Source organism: Janthinobacterium paucivorans, from assembly GCF_051380805.1.
GTDB lineage: Bacteria > Pseudomonadota > Gammaproteobacteria > Burkholderiales > Burkholderiaceae_D > Janthinobacterium > Janthinobacterium lividum_D.
This window is the reverse complement of record NZ_JBNYXR010000005.1, coordinates 156,418-174,245: the sequence shown is the minus strand read 5'-3', so window position 1 is coordinate 174,245 and position 17,828 is coordinate 156,418. Positions and strand designations below refer to the sequence as shown.

General features: G+C 62.0%; 19 protein-coding genes. 11 read left to right on the top strand and 8 right to left on the bottom strand.

The annotated features are described in order from the left end of the window. Nucleotides 1-89: 89 nt before the first annotated feature. Complete coding sequence (locus ACQ4V8_RS08350; protein ID WP_010395770.1) at nt 90-407, bottom strand: hypothetical protein; 318 nt, start codon at nt 405-407, stop codon at nt 90-92. 124 nt (nt 408-531) lie between these two features. Continuing rightward, a complete protein-coding gene (locus ACQ4V8_RS08345) occupies nt 532-861 on the bottom strand; it encodes a hypothetical protein (protein WP_010395768.1) in 330 nt (109 codons plus the stop codon). 285 nt (nt 862-1,146) lie between these two features. Between ACQ4V8_RS08345 and ACQ4V8_RS08340 the strand changes: the two genes are divergently transcribed. From ACQ4V8_RS08340 to ACQ4V8_RS08315, 6 genes are all read left to right on the top strand, one after another. Next, nucleotides 1,147-1,461 (top strand): DUF4148 domain-containing protein, encoded by a 315-nt coding sequence (locus tag ACQ4V8_RS08340; RefSeq protein WP_010395767.1) that lies wholly within the window; start codon nt 1,147-1,149, stop codon nt 1,459-1,461. A 152-nt stretch (nt 1,462-1,613) separates the two neighbouring features. Further along, nucleotides 1,614-3,026, top strand: a complete 1,413-nt coding sequence (locus ACQ4V8_RS08335; RefSeq protein ID WP_436571220.1) for an efflux transporter outer membrane subunit — start codon at nt 1,614-1,616, stop codon at nt 3,024-3,026. A gap of 73 nt (nt 3,027-3,099) precedes the next feature. Further along, nucleotides 3,100-3,606 carry a MarR family winged helix-turn-helix transcriptional regulator gene (locus tag ACQ4V8_RS08330; protein WP_070345605.1) on the top strand — a complete coding sequence of 169 codons (507 nt, stop codon included), beginning with the start codon at nt 3,100-3,102 and terminating at the stop codon, nt 3,604-3,606. Between the two features lie 10 nt (nt 3,607-3,616). Then, on the top strand, nt 3,617-5,788 hold the full coding sequence (locus tag ACQ4V8_RS08325; protein ID WP_436571219.1) for an FUSC family protein: 2,172 nt from the start codon (nt 3,617-3,619) through the stop codon (nt 5,786-5,788). Next, nucleotides 5,778-5,978: a DUF1656 domain-containing protein gene (locus tag ACQ4V8_RS08320; protein ID WP_010395756.1), complete on the top strand. Its 201-nt coding sequence runs from the start codon at nt 5,778-5,780 to the stop codon at nt 5,976-5,978. The genes ACQ4V8_RS08325 and ACQ4V8_RS08320 overlap by 11 nt, the downstream gene beginning before the upstream one ends. Before the next feature lie 48 nt (nt 5,979-6,026). Then, nucleotides 6,027-6,923 (top strand): efflux RND transporter periplasmic adaptor subunit, encoded by an 897-nt coding sequence (locus tag ACQ4V8_RS08315; protein ID WP_196855282.1) that lies wholly within the window; start codon nt 6,027-6,029, stop codon nt 6,921-6,923. Nucleotides 6,924-7,040: 117 nt separating this feature from the next. Here ACQ4V8_RS08315 and ACQ4V8_RS08310 read toward each other — a convergent pair whose 3' ends face one another. From ACQ4V8_RS08310 to ACQ4V8_RS08295, 4 genes are all read right to left on the bottom strand, one after another. Next, complete coding sequence (locus tag ACQ4V8_RS08310) at nt 7,041-7,265, bottom strand: hypothetical protein (RefSeq protein ID WP_436571218.1); 225 nt, start codon at nt 7,263-7,265, stop codon at nt 7,041-7,043. Between the two features lie 14 nt (nt 7,266-7,279). After that, nucleotides 7,280-7,951, bottom strand: coding sequence for a thiol:disulfide interchange protein DsbA/DsbL (locus tag ACQ4V8_RS08305; RefSeq protein ID WP_010395750.1), 672 nt, complete (start codon nt 7,949-7,951; stop codon nt 7,280-7,282). A gap of 146 nt (nt 7,952-8,097) precedes the next feature. Beyond that, on the bottom strand, nt 8,098-9,651 hold the full coding sequence (locus ACQ4V8_RS08300) for a TonB-dependent receptor domain-containing protein (RefSeq protein WP_436571217.1): 1,554 nt from the start codon (nt 9,649-9,651) through the stop codon (nt 8,098-8,100). A 294-nt stretch (nt 9,652-9,945) separates the two neighbouring features. Then, the gene (locus ACQ4V8_RS08295; RefSeq protein ID WP_436571216.1) at nt 9,946-10,836 is read right to left on the bottom strand and encodes a LysR family transcriptional regulator; all 891 of its coding nucleotides are present in this window, start codon (nt 10,834-10,836) and stop codon (nt 9,946-9,948) included. Nucleotides 10,837-10,948: 112 nt separating this feature from the next. On the opposite strand from ACQ4V8_RS08295, the gene ACQ4V8_RS08290 reads away from it, so the two are divergent. Then, the gene (locus ACQ4V8_RS08290; protein WP_436571215.1) at nt 10,949-11,767 is read left to right on the top strand and encodes a DODA-type extradiol aromatic ring-opening family dioxygenase; all 819 of its coding nucleotides are present in this window, start codon (nt 10,949-10,951) and stop codon (nt 11,765-11,767) included. A 64-nt stretch (nt 11,768-11,831) separates the two neighbouring features. Here ACQ4V8_RS08290 and ylqF read toward each other — a convergent pair whose 3' ends face one another. Continuing rightward, nucleotides 11,832-12,752 (bottom strand): ribosome biogenesis GTPase YlqF, encoded by a 921-nt coding sequence (ylqF, locus tag ACQ4V8_RS08285; RefSeq protein ID WP_010395740.1) that lies wholly within the window; start codon nt 12,750-12,752, stop codon nt 11,832-11,834. A gap of 228 nt (nt 12,753-12,980) precedes the next feature. On the opposite strand from ylqF, the gene ACQ4V8_RS08280 reads away from it, so the two are divergent. Together ACQ4V8_RS08280 and ACQ4V8_RS08275 are read left to right on the top strand one after the other, a co-directional pair. Then, nucleotides 12,981-13,778 carry a hypothetical protein gene (locus ACQ4V8_RS08280; protein WP_196855286.1) on the top strand — a complete coding sequence of 266 codons (798 nt, stop codon included), beginning with the start codon at nt 12,981-12,983 and terminating at the stop codon, nt 13,776-13,778. A 169-nt stretch (nt 13,779-13,947) separates the two neighbouring features. Next, entirely contained in the window at nt 13,948-14,322 is a 375-nt protein-coding gene (locus tag ACQ4V8_RS08275; RefSeq protein ID WP_010395735.1) for a hypothetical protein, read from the top strand. Nucleotides 14,323-14,378: 56 nt separating this feature from the next. On the opposite strand, the gene ACQ4V8_RS08270 is transcribed toward ACQ4V8_RS08275, so the two are convergent. Beyond that, nucleotides 14,379-15,305 (bottom strand): histone deacetylase family protein, encoded by a 927-nt coding sequence (locus tag ACQ4V8_RS08270; protein WP_010395733.1) that lies wholly within the window; start codon nt 15,303-15,305, stop codon nt 14,379-14,381. A 490-nt stretch (nt 15,306-15,795) separates the two neighbouring features. Here ACQ4V8_RS08270 and mltB point away from each other — a divergent pair, with 490 nt between their 5' ends. Together mltB and ACQ4V8_RS08260 are read left to right on the top strand one after the other, a co-directional pair. After that, nucleotides 15,796-16,941 (top strand): lytic murein transglycosylase B, encoded by a 1,146-nt coding sequence (mltB, locus tag ACQ4V8_RS08265; protein WP_010395730.1) that lies wholly within the window; start codon nt 15,796-15,798, stop codon nt 16,939-16,941. Nucleotides 16,942-17,379: 438 nt separating this feature from the next. Next, a complete protein-coding gene (locus tag ACQ4V8_RS08260; protein ID WP_010395728.1) occupies nt 17,380-17,712 on the top strand; it encodes a hypothetical protein in 333 nt (110 codons plus the stop codon). The last annotated feature ends 116 nt before the right edge of the window (nt 17,713-17,828 follow it).

Sequence of the window (17,828 nt, the reverse complement as noted above, 5' to 3'; positions counted from 1 at the left end):
GGCAGCAGTGGCAGCAGTTCCAGCAGTTCCTGCGCCCTGTCACCGCAGCGGCCCTCGCCGCCACCAAATTCAGCCGGATCGCGCTAGGCTCAGGCACCCATGCGTAACAGCGCATGTCCTACATGCTGCCACCAGTGATCGCGCGACTTGACCTGCTTGAGGCAAGACATGTCGATTTCTGCAGGGAACACGTGATCCTGGCACGCGTTCGTAGCCAGCGCATAGCGCTGATTTTCTGCTGCTGCCAGGGCCAAGACCAACCACAATACCAGCGCCAGCAACACCACCAGCAAACTCCAGGCCAAGTGATTCGTGTTACTTTTTTCGCCAAAGAACTCGCGTGGCCGCGTCTCGCGGTACATCAACATCAAGTCTTTTTCTTTCTCTTGCGACATCTGCGTTTGCATCCTCTGACATCCTATCGTGTGTCGGCCGACTGGCCATGGCGGCGCGCACACCGCCTTGGCCGCATTTTACGCTGATGGCGCAGCAGAGACAGCAATTCGTGGCGGCCATGCGCCACCGCCGGCATCAGCGACGTGGCAGCGGCACCGGAGCAGCGCGCGCTTCATCCTCGGCTTGCTCTGCCGGGGTGACGGGCGCCAGGCGCTCGACATGATCGACATCGATGTCGCCGCCATCGGGCGCCGCGTTATGCGGCTCCACGCCGGCCCGTTCGCCGGTGCCGGCCGCATCGCTGTCGCTGTCGAGTTCTTCCGCATCCTGGCCGGGCACGCCCTGCATGTCGCTGCCGCTGTCGGAACTGTCGCTGGGCCCCAGCGCGCCCTTGCCATGGCCGCTGCCCAATACGCGGTCAGAGGTGACGGGCAAATTATCCGGATCGAGTGAACTGCTGCTCATGGCTGCCTCCCATTAATAAAAAATGAGCTTACTCCCCTGACCTGGCCAGCGGCGCACGCCTGCACGGCATTTTCCCCGGCGGAAATGCGGCACCGCAGCACTATTTTCATCAATTACTTCACAAATGTAATATTCATTGCTATAGTTAACTTAAGTAAGCATCTTCTCATCCAGAAACTGCTTCATCGGCGGCACGGCGCCCACCAGCGCCCTGCCACCGAAGCGACCGGTCCGTGGCGAACCGGCCCATGCACCCAGCCATCATGCACATATTGGAGTTTCATCATGCAAGCCAAATCACTCATCACAGCATTGTTTGCCATCACCACCGCTACCTCGGCTTTCGCCCAAAGCGCCGCACCAGCCGCCAGCGAGCAACTCACGCGCGAGCAGGTCACGGCCGAATACATCCGCGCCCGCAACGCCGGCGAAATCGCCAGCAGCGAAGTCGACTACCCGAAAACGCCGGTCGCCGCCGCCAGCAAAGTGACGCGCGAGCAAGTCATGGCCGAGTTCTACGCCGCCCGCAAGGCTGGCCTGATCGCGCAAACGGAAGCGGACTTTGATGTAGCGCAAACGACCAAGCACGTCGTGAAATAAGAAACCAGCCAGCATCCGTGTTGCGTCAGTAAGCACTCAGTTGTGGCGCAGCACTCGAGCCTGCCCCGGCCGGGCCACTCCCGGCGCTTACTGCGGCGAGCCGTGATGCTGCAAGCAACACCCCCTACACTTAGCCACCCCGGAGTTCCTGCATGTCCCTGCACCGCCGTTTGCTTGCCGCCAGCCTGATCCTTGTCTTGAGCGCTTGCGCCGACATGGCTCATATCGCGCCGCAATCAGCCATGCTCGACGCCAACAAACTGCAGGCCAGCAAAGCCATGCAGGCCGCTGCCATTGCCGCCATACAGTGGCCACGCACGCAATGGTGGCAAGACTTGCACGACCCCCAATTGAACCGTTTGATCGAGCAGGCGCTGGCGGACAGCCCCACCCTGCGCGGCGCCCAGGCGCGCGTGCGCCAGGCCGAGGCGCTGGCAGGCGCGTTTGAAGACAAGACCCGTCCGCAAGCCGATGCGACCGTCTCCCTCAACCGCGAGCTGTATTCCCAGCACGGCAGCACCCCGGCGCCGCTGGCCGGCAACTACGCCTGGCGCAACCAGGCCAGCGTCACCGCCGCGTACGACCTGGACCTGTGGGGCCGCAACCGCGCCGCCCTGTCCGCCGCCCTGGGCGACGTGCAGATGGCCTCGGCCGAATCGCAGATGGCCCGTCTGGCCCTGGAAACGGCGTTGCTGCGCACCTACATCGAGCTCGCGTATGCATTCCAGCTGCAGGACGTGATCGAACGCAGCCTGGCGCAGCGCGCGCGCATCCTCGACATCACGCGCCAGCGCAAGGCGGCCGGCATCGGCACCGATATTGACGTAGCGCAAATCGAAACCACCTTGCCGGCGGGACGCCGCCAACTGGAGCAATCGGCCGAGTCGCTGGCCCTGCTGCGCAACCAGCTGGCGGCCCTGACGGGCAAGGGCCCGGGCGCCGGTGCGGCGCTCACGCGTCCCGTGCTGCGCCTGGACCAGCCACTGGCCATCCCGGCCGCCCTGCCGGCCGACCTGATCGGCCGCCGGCCCGATATCGCCGCCCAGCGCTGGCGCGTGGAAGCGGCGGCGCAGCGCATCGATGCGGCCAAGGCCGAGTTTTACCCGAACGTCAACCTGGTAGCCTTTGCCGGCTTCCAAGCCTTCGGCTTCAGCCACTTTCTTGACACCAACTCGGAGATCCGCGGCGCCAGCCCTGCGCTAAGCCTGCCCATCTTTGCCGGCGCCCGCCTGCGCGCCCAACTGGGTAGCCAGACAGCCATCTACGACGCTGCCGTGGAGCAATACAACGCCAGCGTCATCAACGCCATGTCAGAGGTGGCGAATGCCGTCACCGAGGCGCAATCGCTGGAAAAACAGCAGCAATTGACGCTGCAGGCGCTGAGCACGGCGCAGCGTGCGCGCGACATGGCGGAAAAGACTTACAAGGCGGGCATGAGCGACGCCATTAACATGCTCAACGCGCAAGTGGCGCTGCTGGCGGAAGAACAGCAGCGGGCGCGAAATGGGGCGCGCGAGCTCGATCTCTACGTTTCCTTGATGAATGCACTGGGGGGCGGAATCTAAACTTGCAATCCTGGCATTGCCATGGCTCAACAAGATACAATCGGGACTTTATTCACACATGAAGGAATAGGACATGACCGCTTTTGACGCCACCTCCAAGCGGCTGCAAAACATCCGCACGCGCATGCCAGGTTTCCCCATGGAACTGATGCGCCTGTTGCGCATGACGTACCACATTCAAAAAGGCATGAGAGACTTGACCAATGCCGCGTTAAAGAAGCACGACTTAGTCGATGCCAGCTACATGGTGCTGGCCGTGCTGTACGGCACGGACGAGGAAACCTCGAACGCCTGCACCCTGGGCATGGCTTGCCATGAAAAGCCGGCCAATCTGACGCGCGTGTGCAACGACCTGGAAACGCGCGGCTTGATCCACCGCGGCACGCGCCCCGGCGACCGCCGCTCGGTGATGATTTCGCTGACCGACAAGGGCCGCGCGCTGATCGAAACGGCACTGCCCGACGTGTACCAGGAAACCTCTGCCCTGTACCAAGGCTTCACGGATGAAGAGCTGCAAGTGCTCGACAAGCTGTACCTGCGCCAGTTGCGCAACCTCAACAATCTCAACAACCAGAACTGATCGCCTATCGATGACGCCAGCGACAGCAACAACATTCACGCCAGGCGCCCTGAGCCGGGCGGCCCGCTGGCTGGCGCTGGCGCTGCAAGACTGGCACACGACGGAAGGCGAACGCTGGATCTACGTGCTCAAGACCCTGGTCGCCGCGTTCTGCGCCCTGTGGCTGGCCTACCGGCTGGGACTCGATTCGCCCAGCACGGCGATGACCACCACCATCATCCTGGCCCTGCCCAGCAGCGGCATGGTGCTGGAAAAAAGCTTTTACCGTTTGTGTGGCACTGTGCTCGGATGCACGGCCGCGCTGACTCTGATCGGTCTGTTCCCGCAACAACCGGTGCTGCTGTTGGCCGGCCTGGCCCTGTGGGTGGGCCTGTGCACCAGCGGCTCGGCCCTGCACCGCAACGCCCAGTCGTATGTGTATGTGCTGGCCGGCTACACCGCCTGCATGATCGTCCTGCCCGCCATCGAGCAGCCGCTGCAGGTATTTTCGCTGGCCGTCACGCGCGTGGCCGAAGTGGGCCTGGGCATCATCTGCTCGGCCGTCGTCTCGAGCGTGCTGCTACCGCGCCACCAGGGCACGCAAGTGATGCGCTCGGTGCAGGCGCGCTACAGCAAATTGCTTACCTTTTGCCAGGACGTACTACAGCAAAAGCTCACGCCGGCGCAGGTGGAATTGACGCACCTGCAGTTTGCCGCCGACGTCGCGGCGCTGGAACTGGGCCGCTCGGCCGCCCTGTTCGAAGTGAGCAGCGCCGTGGGCCACGCGCGCGCGCAAAACCGCAAGCTGCACGCCTTCAACGCCACCTTCATGACGGCGCTGACCACTTTCTATACCTTCCACCGCCTGTTCGAACGCCTGCAGCGCGACGGCGAGACACAGGTGCTGCAAGCCTGCGCGCCGCTGTACGCCATCGTCGCCGAAGCGCTGCAGGCAACGCCCTCGCAAGGCTCGCTCGACACCATGCAGCGCCATTTGCGAGCGGCGCTGGCGCTGGCGCGCGCGGACATCGACGCGACCGGCATCGTGCATGCGCAGCGTATCGACTTCGACACGATGTGCGAACTGCTGGAACGCTACACGCGCGACATGAGCCGCTTTCACGAAGTGTATTCCAGCCTGGCGCACGATACGCCGCTGAACCTGAGCACGCCTCAGGCGTATGCGCCGAAGACGCCGCCCGCGCTGGTCATCGCCAGTGGCGCGCGCGCCGGCATCAGCCTGGCTCTGCTGGCGCTGGGCGCCTACTTCCTGGCCTGGCCGTATGCCAGCACGGCGATGCTGATGGCAGCCGTGTTCTGCGCTCTGGCCTCGTCCTCGCCGCGCCCCATCATGATGATACGCCAAGTGCTGGCGGGCTTCCTGATCGCCCTGCCGCTGTCGCTCGTGTGCGTGTATTGCGTGCTGGTGCATGGCGACGGCTTCCCCATGTTGGTGCTCAGTTTTGCGCCCTTCCTGGCCGTGGGCCTGTACCTGATGACCAATCCTGCCAAGCTGGGGGTGGGCCTGGGCATGTCGACCTTCATCACGCAGATGGCGCCGAGCAACCTGATGCATATCGATGGTGCGGCGTTCCTGAACACGGGCATGGCGCTGATCGTCGGCCTGATGCTGGCCGCCCTCGTGTTCGCCGTGCTGCTGCCCGAGCACACCATGGGCCACAAGGACCATGTCGGTCCAGCCCTGTGGCGCGAAGCGCTGCAGGCGTGCACGGCACCTGCGCACCGCGTGAAACACCGCTTCGACAACCGCGTGCGCGATCTGCTCAGCCAGCTCAATGCGGCGGCCGGGCCAGCGCCGGGCGAGGCCACGCGCGCCATCGTGCGCCAGGCTTTGACCTTGCTGGAAATCGGCCACTCGGTGATCGATCTGCGCGAACTGATCGCCAGCGCCTGCGCCAACAGCCGCGCGCGCGACGCGCTGCAACGCTGCGTGGACAGCATCGCCGCCTGGCTGCACACGCGTGGCGCAGCGCAACTGCAGGGGGCACTGGCTGCCACCTTGCAGGCAGGCGCCGTGGTGCGTGCGGCGCAAAAGGACACGGCGGCCGACGCCGCTGCCACAGCCGAACACCAACAGGAGCAAGACCTGCGCCTGCACACGGCCCTGGTCGACCTGCATTCGATCTACACCTCATTACTCGACAACATGGCGCCTGGCGCCGGAGACCGTCATGACGCGTGAATTTGCCCTGTTCGGCATTCTGATTCCTACCCTGCTACCCCTGTTCATCCTCAGCATCGGCCTGCAAACCCTGCTCGACCGCATCCTCGGATCGCTGGGCGTGTACCGCATGGTGTGGCACCCGTCACTGGCGCGGCTATGCATCTTCGTCGTCATCTTTGGCGCGCTGGCTTTATCGCTGTACCAATGATGTTCAAACAAAAAAAATGTTCAATCTGATCAAGGAAGGGCTACCGACATGGTAAGCAAACTGACCCGCTATGCCATCACCGTGCTGCTGCTGGCTGCGGCCCTCTGGACCGGCAAGACCGTCTGGAACCGCTACATGGAATCGCCATGGACGCGCGACGGGCGCATCAAGGCCGATATCGTCAACATCAGCGCCGACGTGGCCGGCACCGTCATCGACGTGCTGGTGCGCGACAACCAGGTAGTGCAAAAGGGCGACATCCTGTTCGTCGTCGACCAGGAACGCTATGCCAGCGCGCTGGCGCAGGCCAACGCCGTGCTGGCCATGCAAAAGACAGAACAGGGCCGCCGTGGCAAGGAGGCGCAGCGCCGCGCCAATCTCGACGCCAGCATCATCTCGACGGAAAGCCGCGAAAGTGCGGCCTTTGCCGCCAGTTCGGCCTCGTCGCAAGTGCAGGCGGCGCTGGCCGCGCGCGCATTGGCCCAATTGAACCTGGATCGCACCACCGTGCGCGCCCCCGTCAGCGGCTACGTGACCAACCTGAACGTGCACAAGGGCGATTTCGCCGCCGTCGGCGCGGCCAAACTGGCCGTCATCGACAGCGCCTCGTATTATGTCGTCGGCTACTTCGAAGAGACCAAGCTAGGCATGCTGGCGCAGGACGACAAGGCGGAAATGAATCTGATGAGCGGCGCCACCCTGCATGGCCACATCGAAAGCATCGCGCGCGGCATCACCGACCGCGATGCTGCCACGGGCCGCGAATTACTGGCCGACGTCAATCCTACCTTCAACTGGGTGCGCCTGGCGCAGCGCGTGCCCGTGCGCATCCACATCGACGAGCAAGACAAGAACCAGGCCCTGGTGGCCGGCACGACTTGCACCGTCGTCATCACGCCCCATTCTGCACGCGAGTCCAAGCCAGCAACTCGCACGCATAGTTGACGCAGACGGCATGGCCATGGCTGCTATCGGGCATCAACGCCCCGGCATGCTAGTCTGGTTTCATCCTGCGCGGACCAAAAAAAAACCCGCGCGCGGCGGGTTCTTCGTGCAACGCATTCAATTCCTGAAATGCGTCATGGCGTAGCCCAGATGCTGCCACCAGTGCTCGCGCGACTGCACCGACGCCAGGCATTTCGCATCGATCTCGTTCTTGAACGTGGGGTCCACGCAAGCCTTGCCGGCCAGTGCATTGCGCTGGTTTTCCACGTTGACGATGGCGATCGCCAGGCACGCCAGGAGGGCGAAGGCCAGTGCGCACAAAGTCCAGGGCAGCTGTTTCATGGTGCGCTACGCGCTTACTTCTTCGCCGGCGCGGGAGCGCGCTCTTTCAGCGTGCGCGCCACCAGTTCATCCATCACGCTCAAGGTCGCGGCCTGGGTTTGCGGCTCGGACTGGCCCGGACGCGACAGCTGCGCCGGCGACGTGACGAAGCGGCCATCGATGACGATGGTCGGCGCGCTGTCGATCTTGCTGGCGGCGATCAGTTGCTCGTTGCGTTTCAGTTTGGTCTGCACGCCGAAGGAGTTGAACATGTCCAGGTATTTGGCCTTGTCGATGCCGTTTTTCACCAGCAGATCGAGGATGGCGTCATCGCGGTTCAGGCGATTGCGCTCGACGTGGATGGCGCGGAAGATCTTGTCGTGGAACTGCTCCAGCTGGCCCATCGCCTCCAAGGTGGCATAGGCCTTCGCCTGCGCGTCTTTCAGGCCGGAGAAGGCCAGGTGGATGCGGCGGAAGGCGATCTTGTCCCCCTGTTTCTTGACCCAGTCGTGCATCAGCGGATCGAGCGCATAGCAATGCGGGCAGGAATACATGAAGTACTCGACCACTTCCACCTTCTTGCCCGTGTCGGTGCGCACTGGCGTCGACAGGGTGGTAAAGCCGGTATCGGCCGCCATGGCGCCGCCGGTGGCCGCTACCAGGGTGACGGCGGCGAACAGGGGACGCAAGAAACGCAGAAAACGCATATTAATCCTTCATCATAAAGTGGTCGTGAACGGTGGCAGATTACCACTTTTTGCACTGGGCGATAAAGCTGCGGTGGAAAAATAACACTTTACGCGCTCCGTTTGCGCCTGATTAAGCCACTCTTAAGCGCCGTTACGCGTCTGCCTCAGAAATGGTAGCGCGCCGAGACGCGCAGCTGGCGCGCATCCCTGAGATAAATGCTGGAGCGGCAGCCCGGCGCAGCACCGTAATGGTGGCGGTTGGTCAGGTTGCTGCCGGCCAGTTCCAGCTCCCACGCACCAAGCTTGCGCACGTAACGCCCGTCCACGCTGGCAAACGCGGGCACTTGCGCCAGGCAGCTATTGTCGAAATCGCGGCCATAGCGCAGGGCGCGCAGCCACTGCACGCCCGCATCAAAGCTGGCGCCAGCGTGCCCCGTCCAGTACAGACGCAGGCTGGCCAGGGTCTTGGGCACCAGAGCGATATCGGGACCGTCGTAGGCGTAGTCGTCATAGCGCGCATGCACTTGCCGCACCTCCACGTCGAGGCGCCAGTCGGGCGCCAGCGCCATGCTGGTCTCGATGGCGATGCCGTCACGGCGCGAAGGGTCGAGATTGCCAGCAAAACCGAGCTGGCCCAGGCTGTGGTCGAAGACGATCTGGTTGCTCAGACGCTCGCTGAAAACGCGCACGGAAGCGCTGCGCGCCGCGTCGCCGAAGGTAGCGCCCACTTCCGTTTCACGCCGCTGCTGTCCCGCCAGCGGGCGGTAGCCGGCGCTGGTATAGCCATCATCATCGATGCGATAGCTGCATGCGGCCTTGGCGTACACGCTCAATTGCGGGTGCAGCTGCAAGCTGCCCTGCAAGTCCCAGGCGTTCTGGTTTTCCCAATCGCTGCCAGCGGCGGGCAGGTCGGCCGGATCGAGCTGGAACTGTTCATGGCGCAAGCCCAGCAGCAGGCGCGGCGCATACGCGCCGCCGAAAGCGAGCTCTTCGCGCAGCAACAGCGCGCGCGAATACTGCCGGCGCTGCGCATCGCCATCGCGGCCCGAGCGCCGCTCCCACTGCATCAGGTCCAGGCCCACTTCGGTATCCGTGCCCACGCCGCCCACCTTGCCGTAATGGCGCATGCGGGGCGCGAGTTGACGACGCCGGCTGCTGTATCGCGATTCGCTGCTGCCGTTCGCGCCCGCATAGTAGGCCGTGGCGTACTTTTCCCGCTGCGACAGTTCCACGCCGAGCTCAAAATTACCCACATAACGCTGCACGAAGGCGCTGGCGCGCCGCACTTCATAGCGATACAGGTCTTCCGGGCGGGCCGCCAGCAGGGCCAGGAACGGCGCCTCGGGCGCGCGGTAGTGGGTATCCTGGTTCAGCTGATCGGCGCTGAAACCGAAACGGCCCTGGCGCAGCTTCCATTCCGCGCCAAGGTTGACGCTGCGCTGGTGGAACACGCTGCCATCGCGGTAATTGCCATTGCGCAGCCCTTCGATGGCCGCATCAAGCGACATGCCGTCCTGGTCGCGCGACAGAGCGCCGCGCACGCTATGCTGGCCGCCCTGCCCCAGTTCGCTGTAGAAGTCGCCATGCGTGACGCCAGCCGCGCCGTCCCCCGGCGACGCCGCTGGCGCCACACGCTCCTGCGCGCGCGCCGGCATGGCCAGAGCGCACAGCAGCAAGATGCGCGTGGCGATGGTCAGGGCGGACGGGGCTGGCATCATGATAGAAAGCTCGCTGCGCTGCCGCAGCACGGTAGCGCAATGGAGAGATGAAGGGATGGCAAAGGAAAAACATTATACGCACGGCGCGCGGTACCGCAAGCACCAGCCCAACGGTACTTTTCAAGTACCGTTATCTTATTGATTATTTAGAATTTTTATTATTATATTAAGATCGGCGTCCCGCTGCTGGCGACGCAACTGGCGGCGCTGGTGCTGGCGCGGACGCGCAGCGCACGCTTGTGCGCGCTGATCGGCCTCAAGCGCTCGCTCACGTAGTTAGCGTTGGCGTTAGCGTTACGTCCCCAGGCGAGCTTCATCGGCCAAGAAGTCGATGAAGGTACGCACTTTCGACGATAGATAGCGGCGGCTCGTGTAGACGGCGTAGACCTTGCCGCCGGCCAACTTGAAATCATCGAATAGGCGCACCAGCCGCCCCGCCGCCAGGTCCGCCTCCGTTTGCCACGATGGCAACAGGGCGATGCCCATGCCATCGCGCGCAGCGGCGTGCAGCAAGCTTTCGTTATTACATTGCAGCACGGGCTCAAACTTCACCGTCACGCTTGCGTGTGGGCCGTCAAACCTTAATTCGTTGCCGTTTGATAACAAGGAATAGCTGATCATGGCATGCTGCGCCAGGTCTTGCGGCGACTGTGGATGCCCGGCGCGCGCCAGATAGGCGGGCGCCGCCACCAGGTGAAAGGCGATGCTGCCGATGGGCCGCGCGATCAGCGTCGGCGATGGTGCCTGGCTCACGCGCAGGGCCAGATCGAAGCCCTCTTCCACCAGGTTGACCACGCGCCCGCTCAAGTCGATGTCAAACGTTACTGCCGGGTAGCGCTCGCGGTAAGCTACCAGGGTGCGTGTAAAGATGGCGTTGGCAAACCAGACGGGGGCGCTCAGACGCAGCATGCCGCGCGGCACCACCGTCGTGCGGCCCACGGTCGCTTCCACCTCGTCGAGAGTGTCGAGCATGTCGCGGCACTGTTCAAAATACACCTTGCCGATTTCCGTCAGGCTCAGGTGGCGGCTGCTGCGGTTCAGCAGCCGCGCATCCAGATGGCGCTCCAGGTGCATCACATGCTTGCTGACCATTGCCGGCGACAGATCGAGGCGCTCGCTGGCGCGCACGAAACTGTCCAGCTCCACCACGGCGCGAAATACGCGCATGCTGCGCAAGGTATCCATGAGCACCCCATCATCAACAAAATGGAAATGATATCTGAATAATTTCGATCTTGATCAACTGAATTTGCATGACTATCATCGACAGCATCAGCCATTACCCTCAGGAGCCGCCATGCAAGAACACACATTCCCCACCTACTTCGTGTCGCACGGCGGCGGCCCGTGGCCATTCATGAAAGACCAGTTCGGCGACCGCTACGCCGTGCTCGAAGCATCACTGCAAGACATCGCGCGCCAGATCGGTAGGCGTCCGAAAGCGGTCCTGGTCGTCACGGCGCACTGGGAAGGGCCGCAGTTCCTCGTCTCAGCCAGTCCGCAGCCGGGCATGATCTACGATTATTCGGGCTTCCCGCCGCACACCTATCAAATCGAGTACCCGGCGCCCGGCGCGCCGGCACTGGCGGCGCAGGTAAAACAGTTGCTCGACAAGGCCGGCCATCCGGCGCGCCTGGACCACGAGCGCGGTTTCGACCACGGCACCTTCAGCGCCCTGTTCCCCATTTATCCACTGGCGGACATGCCGCTGGTGCAGCTATCGCTGCAGCACGACTACGATCCGCTGGCGCACGTCGAGGTGGGCCGCGCGCTGGCGAGCTTACGCAGCCAGGGCGTGCTGATCATTGGCAGCGGCCTGTCCTACCATAATCTGCGCCAGTTCGGCCAGGCCGGCGCCGTCGCCTCGCAACAGTTCGACGCCTGGCTGCGCCAGGCGATGGCCCTGCCGCCGGCACAGAGGCTGGAACAACTGCTGGCCTGGGAAAGCGCGCCCGGTGCGCGCCAGGCCCATCCACAGGAAGACCATCTGCTGCCCCTGATGGTGGCGCTCGGTGCGGCCGAGCAAGAAGCGGCGCACGTGGTGTACCACGAGGAGGATTTTTTTGGAGCGCTGGCGGTGAGCAGTTTCAGGTTCGGAGAAGGCGCCGCCGCTTAAAAAAAAAGCCGCGACAGCCATGTCGCGGCGTTTTCCTTAGTGAAGCGGTAACTTGGGCGGCAACTTAGGTACCGCGCTTGCCGCGCGCCGCATTCTTGGCCTTTTCGGCCGCTATCTCTGCCGCTTTCGCCGCTTTTTCCGCCATTTCGGCGGCGTGCTGGGCCAGCAGGGCAGCACGCGTGTCCGGCGTTTCCAGCGAGATACGCCCAAGGATGCCGCTGCGATAGTCGAGCAGCAAGGTATGCGAGGCTTTCTCGAAATCGTAGTCGCCGCCCTTGATGCGGAAACCGCGCTTGGCGGCAATGCCTTCAACCACGCCGATGGCGTCGACTTCGCCAACCTTGGTGCCATAGCGGGTTGCCAGCATGTCCGGATAGCGCTTGAGCAATTCCTCGGCCAGGAACACGGCCACTTCCTCTTCGATCAGCGCATTAGAGCCGATGGCGTGGCTGGCCGCCAGCATCAGGCCGTCGCTAGGGATGGCGATCTTCGGCCACAGCATGCCGGGCGTGTCGACGAGGATGGTGTTCTTGTCCAGATACAGCTTTTGCTGCATTTTGGTCACGGCCGGCTCGTCGCCCACCTTGGCCACGCGCTTTTTCAGCAGCGCATTCATCAGCGTCGACTTGCCCACGTTGGGGATGCCCATGATCATGATGCGCAGTGGCTTCGTGGGCACGCCGCGGTGCGGCGCCAGCGATTTGGCCAGGTCCGGAATGCGCGCCACGTCGCCCGGCTTCTTGGTCGTCATCGCATACGCGGTCACGCCATCCTGGGCATTGAAATAGGCCACCCACGCGGCAGTAGCGGCGGGATCGGCCAGGTCGATCTTGTTGAGGATCTTCAGGCAAGGGCGCTGGCGGAACAGGCGCAACTCGTCCACCATGGGATTGCAACTGGCTGCCGGCAGGCGCGCATCCACCACTTCAATCACCAGGTCGGTGTTTTCCATGGTCTCGGCCGCTTTCTTGCGGGCCGCGTTCATGTGTCCTGGGTACCATTGTATCGCCATGCTCTTGCCTTCAGTTCGTTCAATCAATCCGCTATTTTACGTGGTTGCCGCCACGACGTCCCATTTTCCGCCGCCAGCGCCGGCCATGCGACGCGGACGAGACAATTGGTGATAATTTAGCAGTTACTTGAATGATAATATCCACAGTCCGTCCAGCCTGGCCGGTTTCCCCCATTGCACGCTCAACCTGGCACGCATTCCATGCATCTCTCCCATTTCCCCGTCCTCGCCGCCCTTTGTGCCTGCCTGCTGCCGGCCATGGCCCAGGAACAAGCGGCGGCGCCCGCCGACACGGCCGGCGAGGAAGTGCAGCAACTTGTCGAGGTGCAAGGTACGCGCGATCCCGACCTGCGCCCCTACCGCACCATGCTCAAGGGACTCGACGCGTATGCCGACCACCAGCGTCTGGCGCCGGGCGCGCCGCTGCGCTTCATGCTGTTCCCGGCCACGCCGAACGCCAGGCTCGATGGCGTGACCTTGCACCTGTCGGCCGACAAGCTGTCTATCCCCGTGCCCCTGGCGGCGGACGGCAGCTTCACCTTGACGCGTGACAAGACTGCCTACGACGCGAATGCTGACCTGCTCAGCAACAAGAAACGCGACACGCTGCGCTGGCGCCCCGACATCCACACGCCGGGCCTGGCGCAGAACGTGCGCCGCCTGGGCGACTTGCGCCTGGAGTGCGAAATCCGCTGGGCCGTCGAGCAAGATGGCCTGTCTTTTGTTCAGCGCAACCTGTTCCGCATGGCAGGCGGGCCGTGCCACTCGTCGCTGATCCAGGTGCCGTTTCCCGTACTGCGCAAGCTGCTTGCGGTACAGGCGCGTTCGGGCGAGCGCACGCTCGATATCCACGTCACGCAAGACCGCCAGCGCTATGTGCCGCCCTTGCATGACCTGAACTGGGACGACAATACCTTGCTGACCATGACGTACGCCGACGACGGCAACATGACTGGAGCGGCCCGCGCAGCGCCCATCAAAGCACCGCTGCGCCAGTGATACGCAGCAGGGAAGTCAAGTCGATTAGTTCCGCAAGGATCTTTATATTTACTGCAAGCAACAAAAAAGTGTGCTCTAATATCGCCTCTTAAATTAAAAGCAATTATTTCCAGGCTAGCGACACCAGGTGCAGGGAAATACGCGCTGGGTAAAGCTCGATATGATGATAATGGAACACACTGGCGTGGCGCCAGCGACGCACACGAAATGCGACGGCGCCAGCGCGCGCCCCGCCAAGGCCGTGCCGCGCCATGGCAGCATGCAGCAGTGGGAGAAACAATGCCGGCAGTGGCAGCAGCGAGTGATGCAACTCGAAGAGCGCCTGAAACGCCAGAGCGCCGACAGCTATGGCTTGCAAATGCTGTATGACCAGCTGGTCAATGAAATCAAGCACCAGCGCGACATGTTGCAGCTCGACAGCTTCGACGCGGAGAAATCATCGCTCGTCTACACCCAAGCGTGGCACCGCTTCATGGCCGGCGACGCACTCGACTACCAGACCCACCGCCACACGCATTCGCGCAGCCTGCCCAGCTTGCTGTAGTGACAGCATACGCAGGACAGCGCAAGCATTACAGCCCGAGCCTTATAGCCCAATCCCTATAGCTCCGCCAGCGCCTTCACATGCGCGGCCACGCTACGGCCCAGCGACGACAGGTTATAGCCTCCTTCGAGGCAGCTGACGATGCGGCCTTTACCATACTGATCGGCCACGCTCATCATCTGCTGCGTCAGCCAAGTATAGTCGGCCTCCACCAAGCCCATGCCGCCCACGTCGTCTTCGCGGTGGGCATCAAAACCAGCGGAAATGAAAATCATCTGCGGCTGCTGCCGGTGCAGCGCCGGCAGCCAGTGGTCGAGCACCAACTGACGCACCGCATCGCCCTTCGAGCGGGCCGGCACCGGCACGTTGACGCGCGTATCCGTGTAAGACTCGACATCACTGTAGGGATAAAAAGGGTGCTGGAAAAAACTCACCATCAGGATGCGTGGATCGTGCGCCACGGATTCGGCCGTGCCATTGCCGTGGTGCACGTCAAAGTCGACGATGGCGACGCGTTCCAGGCCGCGCACGTCGAGCGCATGCTTGGCAGCGATAGCGACATTGTTGAACAGGCAGAAACCCATGGGTTCACTGGGCCGTGCATGGTGGCCGGGCGGGCGGATCGCGCAAAAGGCGTTGCTGATCTCGCCATCGATGACGGCATCCGTGGCAGTCACGGCCGAACCAGCGGCAGCGAGCGCCGCGTCGTAGCTGTGTGCGTTGAGCAAGGTATCGCCGTCGAGCGGATAGTAATCGCCCTCGGACGGCACGTTGTCGCGCACCAGACCGATGGCCATGGCGCTATGATTGCGCTCGATATCGGACAATTGCGCGCGCGCGCCGTCGCGGTGCTCGACCAGGTCGCTGATGTGCGCGAGTATCAATTGATCGTTGATGGCCTGCAAGCGGGCCGGCGATTCAGGGTGCCAGTCGCCCATTTCGTGGCGCTGACAATCGGGATGGGTATAAATGGCTGTGCTCATGCGCTGTACTGGTTACCTCTGTCTCTGCTCTCTATCCATGCCGGGAAGCGCGCCGGAATCGCTGCAAGGCATTCCTGCCTGGCGCGTTCTCGCATACAATCACCGGCTGGTCTATGCCTTCCTTGCCACTTTTGCTGTCATGCTAATCTACCACGAGCGCGTGGCGCGCGGTCGGCGCCGTTTGACCTGGTCAAAGCGATTGTAAATTAAATAATCCATGCTCCTGTGATAAAAATACTACGCTTTTAAAAATACACCAGCGAACTGTTCACGCCGTGCACACCAACCGGGTGCGAGCAGCGCTGCGGCAGCGCCCGCCCTGCTGCGCCCTGGCCGGCCTCGATGACAGCAAAACCGGGGCGCACGCCACCATCACTCAGGTTCTGGCAATCTATGCCACGATGCAGTATGGTGATGCCAACCCAGATAAATAATGCCGCGTGCGGCGCAGCTTGCGCCGCCTGCCAACCCAATGCCGATGAGACGCTCCTTGTTACCGATCAAAACCTCTGCCCTGTGCCTGCTCCTCGCCCTCCCGCTGTGCCTGGCAACGGCGCACGCTAGCGAAAACAACAATATCTCTGCCGCCGACCGCGCCCGTGCCATGCGCGCGGCCAAGGCGCCGCCCAGCAAGGCGACGGCCAAGCAAACACCGGCTAAATTCGACTTCGAAGGCGAGTTTGTCGACTATGCCAACTGGAAAGAAGTACGCGCCTTCCTCGACGAGATGTCCGCCAAGCATGGCTTTGACCGCGCCGAACTCGATACCCTGATTGGCAAAGTGCGCTACGTCGAGTCGACCGCGCAATTGATGAAGCCAGCGCCGCCGGGCAAGCCGAAGAACTGGCAAGCCTACAGCGCGCGCTTCATCGAGCCCGTGCGCATCGATGCGGGCGTGAAATTCTGGGAAGAGAACGCGGAAGCGCTGGCGCGCGCCGAGCGCGAGTATGGCGTGCCAGCCGAAATCATCGTCGGCATCATCGGCGTGGAAACCGTGTACGGACGCAACACCGGTCGTTTCCGCGTGCTCGATGCGCTGACGACGCTGGCGTTTTCCTACCCGGAAAGCCCCACGCGCGCTGCGCGCATGGAGTTTTTCAAGGGAGAGCTGGAAAACGCGCTACTGTATGCGCGCAAGGATGGCATCGATCCATTGACACTGCTCGGTTCGTATGCGGGCGCTATCGGCCTGCCCCAGTTCATGCCCAGCAGCATCATGAAATACGCGCTGGACTTCGATGGCGATAGCCATATCGACCTGCGCAATTCTACCGCCGACGCCATCGGCAGCGTGGCACATTTCCTGGTCGAACACGGCTGGCGGCGCGATGACCCGGCCATCAGCACGTACCGCGTCAGCGTCTCGTCCAGCCACGCGTGGGAAAAGTTCATCGGCCAAGGCTTGCAAGCGAAGTACCGGCTGGAAGAACTGCAAGAGGCCGGCGTGAGCAGCATGACATCCACGCCTCGCAACATGCTGTTCGGCTTGATTGACCTGCAAAATGGTTCAGAAGCAACTGAGTACCACTTGGCAAGCAATAACTTCTTTGCTATAACTCAGTACAATAGAAGTTACTTTTATGCCATGTCCGTGATCGACTTGGGCAAGGCCATCAGCCAAGTACGCGCACGCTAACCGAAAGTCAGTCTAAGGTTATAATATTACTTGTAAGAAAGCGTAAGCGATGTTGAAGCAAGCAGCAAATAAGTCTATGGTGGGGCCGATACCATGAGCCAGCCTCGCTCGCCAGCCTTTGTGCGACGCCGGATACAGAAATTACCTTATAATTAACTTATTTAAAAATACAATTTTTGCTCTACCATAGAGCATAATAAAGAATAAATATCTGTTGCAGCAAGACAACACTTATTTTATACAAAGCAAGATTTTGAGACTTTCCAGTCTGAAATTGAATCCTGCTGTACAATTGTGTATATATCATGAAAAACTGTATCCCGGATCGTCCCGTGTGTGAATTCGTTCCTTTTAGTAAAGAATGAACATGAACGCAGCAAGAGCGAGCTCCGAGTGTTTTTTACTTTGCAGTGCAACTACAGAAGGAACATTAACATCATGACAAACCAAGTCGGCATTGATATGAACAGCGATTCGGACTCCGACGATCTGCTCCAATACAACCCAAACAGATTGCTCGATACCCTGATCGAAAACTTGCGCCTGAAAAACGACGCAGCGCTGTCCCGCGCGCTGGAAGTGGCGCCACCGGTGATCAGCAAAATCCGTCACCACCGCCTGCCTGTCGGCGCATCGCTGCTGATCCGCATGCACGAAGTGAGCGACCTGAGCATCCGCGACCTGCGTTACCTGATGGGTGACCGTCGTAATAAATTCCGCATCAGCGACAAGCAATTCAAGCCAAAAGAAGGCGAAACGTCACAAGGCTGATCCTGCCGCTTGCGCAGGTTTTCCCTCCCTGCCGTGGGGAGGGGGTATTTCTCGTCATTCTCAGGCCGATCTGGCCAATATCCGCTCCCCCCCCCCCCCACGCTGTACCGACGCGC